The sequence below is a fragment of the Rappaport israeli genome, assembly GCF_001888055.1.
Lineage (GTDB): Bacteria > Pseudomonadota > Gammaproteobacteria > Cardiobacteriales > Cardiobacteriaceae > Rappaport > Rappaport israeli.
This window is the reverse complement of record NZ_LXHZ01000019.1, coordinates 1-5,066: the sequence shown is the minus strand read 5'-3', so window position 1 is coordinate 5,066 and position 5,066 is coordinate 1. Positions and strand designations below refer to the sequence as shown.

Sequence of the window (5,066 nt, the reverse complement as noted above, 5' to 3'; positions counted from 1 at the left end):
TAATTCCGCCAATCGTCAAATCCGTCAATCGTCAAATCCGCAAGTTCGCTAGGCTGGAGGCGCTGGGAGAGTTGGAGGGTTGAGGTCTTATAAGCTCAGCGCTTGCGATGGGGGATTTTGCGGTGATGCGGTTAGGTGGGGCTGTTGGGTTGTGTGTTAGAGATAAGGGAAATAAGAAAAATAAGGGATGTTTAAGCGTGTGATGGGGATTAATTGGCTGTGGTGGGGTTGATTGAGGGGATGGGAGGTTGCCCTACCGTTTGAGGGTTGGATGGGCGGTAGGGCGTATGGTTTGGGTGGGCGGTTATTGGGCGCTATTGGGGGGTGTCTAGGTTGCTGTGGAGGTCGATAATCCAGATTTCGGATTGACTTCCTAGGCGTAGGGGGATGCCCCAAAAGCCGTAACCAGAGCTAACGAGGACGTGGGTTTGGTTGATTTGTTCGTGACCGTAGCTGACGCGGTTTAGGGCGCTGACGATGAGGTTGGCGGGGAATATTTGTCCTTTGTGGGTGTGTCCTGAAACTTGTAGGTCGATGTTGAGTTGGGTGTTTTCGTTAATTTGGCTGGGGCGATGGTCTAGGAGGAGGATGGGGCGTTCGGGGTGGGGTTTGTTGATGGAGAATGTGGGTGGGTTGGCGGGTGGTGTCGTGGTCGTCTAGGCGTCCGATGATATCGAGGTGGTGTGTTGGTTGTTTTTGCTGACGGTGATGCTGGCGACTTGGTCGTTTAGGAGGAGGGCGCCTGCGTTGGTGATGGCTTGGGTGATTGAGGTGTAGGCGCTATTTTGGTAGAGGTCGTGGTTGCCTAGGGTGGCGATGGTGGCGGTGGTGGGGGTGGTGAAGACTTGGCGGAGGGTTGGTGCCATTTGCTGGCGCTCAAAGGCTTGGGTGTTGTCGTCCATGATGTCGCCAGGGATTAATAGGAGGTCGATGTTTTCTTGGCTGAGGATTTGTTGGAGGCGTTGGAGTTGGCGGTTGCCGAAGAGATCGCCGAGGTGGAGATCGGTGATGAGTGCAAGGCGTACGGGAGCTGGCATGGCTTTGGGGATGGTGAGGCTTAGGCGGTGGATGGTGGGTTGGTAGGCGTTATATAGGGCGAGGATGAGAAGTCCTGCGAGGGTGGATAGGGCGATGAGGCGTTGGGGGGGTGGGGGTTAGGGGGGTGAATTTGGTTTAAAAGGAGGAGCGCTGGGGCGGCGAGGGCAGTGGCGAGGATGCCAATCCATAAGAGGGCAAACCAGAGGGTAAACAGGCGAAAATGTCCGCTTAGCATGAAGAGGAAGCTGGCGTTGCTGAGTAGGAAAAAGGTGAGGGCGATGCTACGAAAGGAGAGGGCGGTGTAGGGGGCGCAAAAACCAGTGGAGGGTGTGGGCATGGGCGGTGTTGATGAGTTGTAGAATAATGATGATGGCGATAAGTAGAAGGGGAAAGCGCATGGGAGTTCCTTGGGCGTTTTTGCTGTAGGGGTTTGATAAAAAGCGCGCTATGATACCAAATTTGGGCGCGTGGTTTGTAGCGTGGTTTTTTTGTTTGTCTTTAGGAGGCTGTATGGGATTGATGCGTTTGGTGTTAAATGGGATTTGGTTTGTTTTTGGTGGGTTTTTTTGGCGTTGGGGTGGTGGTTTGCTGCTGTGATTATGGTGTTGACGATTGTGGGGATTCCGTGGGCGCGGTCGGCGGTTATGATGGGGCGGTTTATGCTGTGGCCGTTTGGATATGAGGCGGTATCGCGTAAGACTTTAACAGGGCAAAAGGATTTGGGGACGGGGGCGCTGGGTTGTGTGGGGAATGCGATTTGGTTTGTGTTGGCAGGGTGGTGGTTGGCGATTGGGCATTTGTTGTCAGCGATTTTCTGCGCGTTAACGATTGTGGGGATTCCGTTTGCTTGGAAGCATTTGATGATGATTGAAATTTCGCTCATGCCAGTTGGCAAGTCTATTGTTTCAGTTAATCGTACGGGGCAATAAAGCGCCTGTAGTGGGGTGCTTGCGCTTTAAAATTTGTTAACTTACTATAGCTGGTCTTTTTTATTTGAGGAGTTGGATATGTTGGCGTTGGTGAGATTTTCAGCGTGGGTGGGGCGTACGTTTGCTTTGTGGGCGGTGGTGTTTGCGGTGTTGGGGTTTGTTTTTCCGCAGGGGTTTGTGGGGTTGAAGGCGGCGATTGTGCCTGTGCTGGGGGTGATTATGTTTGGCATGGGGTTGACGCTGGAGTTGCGCGATTTTGCGGAGGTGGTGCGTCGTCCGTTGCCAGTGTTGATTGGGGTGGTGGCGCAGTTTTTGATTATGCCGTTGTTGGCGTTGTTGCTGGTGTGGGTGTTTGCTTTGCCAGCGGAGGTGGCGCTGGGGGTGATTTTGGTAGGCTGTTGCCAGGGGGGACGTCTAGTAATGTGATGACGTTTTTAGCCCGCGGTGATGTGGCTTTGAGTGTAACGATTACGGCGATTTCAACGCTATTAGCCCCAGTGGTTACGCCGTTGTTGTTGCAATTATATGCAGGGACATTGGTTGAGATTGAATTGTTGCCTATGATGTGGACGATTGCAAAGATTGTGTTGTTGCCTATTGCGGCTGGGGTGGGGTTGCAGCGGTTGTTGGGGATGCGTTTGCAGCTTGTGGTGTCGGTGTTGCCGTTGGTTTCGGCGGTGGGAATTGCTTTGATTATTGCTATTGTGGTGGCGTTGTCGCAACAAAAGATTGCCCAAACAGGGATGCTAATGTTTGCGTTGGTGATGTTGCATAATGGGTTGGGTTATTTGCTGGGCTTTGTGTTGGGCAAATTGTGTGGCTTTGGGGTGGCGCAACAGCGCGCGATTATGATTGAGGTGGGCATGCAAAATAGCGGGCTTGGCGCGGCGTTGGCGACAAAGTTTTTTGACCCAATTTCTGCTGTGCCTAGTGCGTTATTTAGTGTTTGGCATAATATTAGTGGCGCGCTTTTGGCGAATTTCTGTGCTAAGCGCGTAGAAGAGCACTAGGCGCTGGGTTTGGTTTATGTAAGGAGAGAGGGATGCAAAAGCGGTCGTTAATCAGTGGGGCGTTTGTGGTAACGGGGACGGTGGTCGGGGCTGGAATGTTGGCGCTGCCAACGGCGATGTCAGGGATTTGGTTTGTGCCATCGTTGGCGGTGCTGGGGTTAACGTGGTTGTGTATGATTTGCTCGGGGTTGATGATTTTAGAGGCGAGTACGCATTATCCGTTAGAGGCGAATTTCACGACGATTGTGCGCGATTTATTAGGGCGCAGTTGGAATCTCATTAATGGGATAACGCTGGCATTTGTGCTTTATATCGTAACTTATGCCTATATTGCGGTGGGTGGGGATTTAACCCAAACCCATTTCAACGCGCTATTAGGAGAGGGGCGAGCGCTGGAATATTGGCAGGGTCAGACGATTTTTTTTGTGGTGTTGGCGTTGTGTGTAACGCTTTCGCGCGCCTTAACAGCGCAATTTAATATGCTGTTGGTGGGGGGAATGTTTGTTTTATTTTTGCTGGCGGTGGTGGGATTGTTGCGCCATGTGTCGCTAGAGACATTGCTTAATCAACAGCGCCTAGATAGCGCCCAAGCGCCCCAATATTGGCGCTATGTTTGGGTAGCATTGCCCGTAGCGCTAACCTCATTTGGCTTTCAATCCACCGTGCCAAGCGTGCGCCAATGGTTTGCAGGCGATAATAAACGCACAGCAATTGCCGTGATATTAGGCGGTGGATTTGCGCTGGCGATTTATATTTTGTGGCAAATCGCCATTCAAGGAAACCTACCGCGTCATGCCTTTGCCCCTGTTATCGCCGCTGATGGTCAGGTTTCGGTACTATTACAGACCCTAGCGCCCTACTTGCCTTTAGCCAGTAAAATTGGCGGTTGGTTAGTGTGGTTTACCTACCTAGCCATTGCAACCTCTTTTTTAGGCGTAACCCTAGGCTGATGGACTACATTGCCGATTTATTCCAATGGCATGCGCCAAAAGACCGTTTTAAAGCCGCCGCGCTAACCTTCCTACCGCCCTACATTCTTTGCGTATGGAAACCGTATGGATTTGTAACCGTCATTGGGTATGCTGGCATGGCTGTTGCGGTGTGGGCGCTAATCGTGCCTGCGCTCATGCTATTTAAAGCGCGTAAAAAATTCCCCGCAAGCGATTATCGCCTATCAGGCGGACACTGGATGGGGTTATTAGTCTTATTATTTGGACTAATAAACATCGTGGCGCATTTGTTGAAAGAATTTGGCAAAGTCCCTGTTTTCATACCCTAACGCATGCTCATTTATTTATTAGATTGCATTGGCATCATTGCTTGTAGCATCGCTGCCAGCATGCTCGCCAAGCGTGTTGGCTTTGACCTATCAGGCGCCATATTAGTTGCAGTAGTTGGGTCTATTGGTGGTGGCACCACGCGCGATCTGCTCCTAAACCGCCACCCCCTCTTTTGGCTTCACCAACCCAGCTACCTCATCCTCATCACCCTAACCGCCCTCCTTGTGCAAATTTTTTATCACACCTTCGACAAACTCAACAAACCCCTACGCCTTTTTGACGCCATAGGGCTAGCCGCTTTTTCAGTCATAGGATTTAATGCCGCCCACACGCAACAAATGAGCGCCCCCATTATCGTCCTAATGGGCATGATAACCGCCGTAATCGGTGGCATCTTGCGCGACATCATCTGCCATCAATTACCCCTAGTACTACGCCAAGAAATTTATATCTTTGCCAGCATCCTAGGCGGTTTATTGTATCTAGCGCTACAAGCCTTAAACACCCCCGACGCCGTGCGCGATATCGCCAGCATGAGCATTATTTTTATCATCCGCATGCTAGCGATTAAATACCATTGGAACCTCCCCAACCTCACCCTCAAACCCTAACCGCCCAAAAACGTCAACCAACAGACAAAAAAAAGTCAGTAGAGCAATGATTGCGCTATTAGATAGCGCCCCCAGCGCTTGAAATATCCCCAGAGCCCTAAAAACCCACCTACCAGCAAGACAACAACCCACCCTCACCGCCACCACAAGCAAAAAATCCATAGAGAACCCCCGACGCTTAACAGTATCCTCGCAGCA

The 5,066-nt window shown here is 51.3% G+C and carries 5 protein-coding genes and 2 pseudogenes; 5 read left to right on the top strand and 2 right to left on the bottom strand.

The window, feature by feature from the left end:
* Window positions 1-477 precede the first annotated feature (477 nt).
* Window positions 478-660 carry a hypothetical protein gene (locus A5N84_RS09915; RefSeq protein ID WP_143324836.1) on the top strand — a complete coding sequence of 61 codons (183 nt, stop codon included), beginning with the start codon at window positions 478-480 and terminating at the stop codon, window positions 658-660.
* Here A5N84_RS09915 and A5N84_RS05065 read toward each other — a convergent pair.
* Both A5N84_RS05065 and A5N84_RS09910 read right to left on the bottom strand, forming a co-directional pair.
* Window positions 657-1,037, bottom strand: coding sequence for a metallophosphoesterase (locus A5N84_RS05065; RefSeq protein WP_072281509.1), 381 nt, complete (start codon window positions 1,035-1,037; stop codon window positions 657-659). The genes A5N84_RS09915 and A5N84_RS05065 overlap by 4 nt on opposite strands.
* 20 nt (window positions 1,038-1,057) lie before the next feature.
* Window positions 1,058-1,375: a hypothetical protein gene (locus A5N84_RS09910; protein WP_143324835.1), complete on the bottom strand. Its 318-nt coding sequence runs from the start codon at window positions 1,373-1,375 to the stop codon at window positions 1,058-1,060.
* A 142-nt stretch (window positions 1,376-1,517) separates the two neighbouring features.
* Here A5N84_RS09910 and A5N84_RS05060 point away from each other — a divergent pair, with 142 nt between their 5' ends.
* From A5N84_RS05060 to A5N84_RS05045, 4 genes and pseudogenes are all read left to right on the top strand, one after another.
* Window positions 1,518-1,967: a YccF domain-containing protein gene (locus A5N84_RS05060; protein ID WP_198923795.1), complete on the top strand. Its 450-nt coding sequence runs from the start codon at window positions 1,518-1,520 to the stop codon at window positions 1,965-1,967.
* Window positions 1,968-2,045: 78 nt separating this feature from the next.
* Window positions 2,046-2,977, top strand: a pseudogene (locus A5N84_RS13395) (bile acid:sodium symporter family protein).
* Between the two features lie 32 nt (window positions 2,978-3,009).
* A pseudogene (locus A5N84_RS05050) lies at window positions 3,010-4,256 on the top strand (aromatic amino acid transporter).
* Between the two features lie 3 nt (window positions 4,257-4,259).
* A complete protein-coding gene (locus A5N84_RS05045; RefSeq protein WP_072281508.1) occupies window positions 4,260-4,868 on the top strand; it encodes a trimeric intracellular cation channel family protein in 609 nt (202 codons plus the stop codon).
* The last annotated feature ends 198 nt before the right edge of the window (window positions 4,869-5,066 follow it).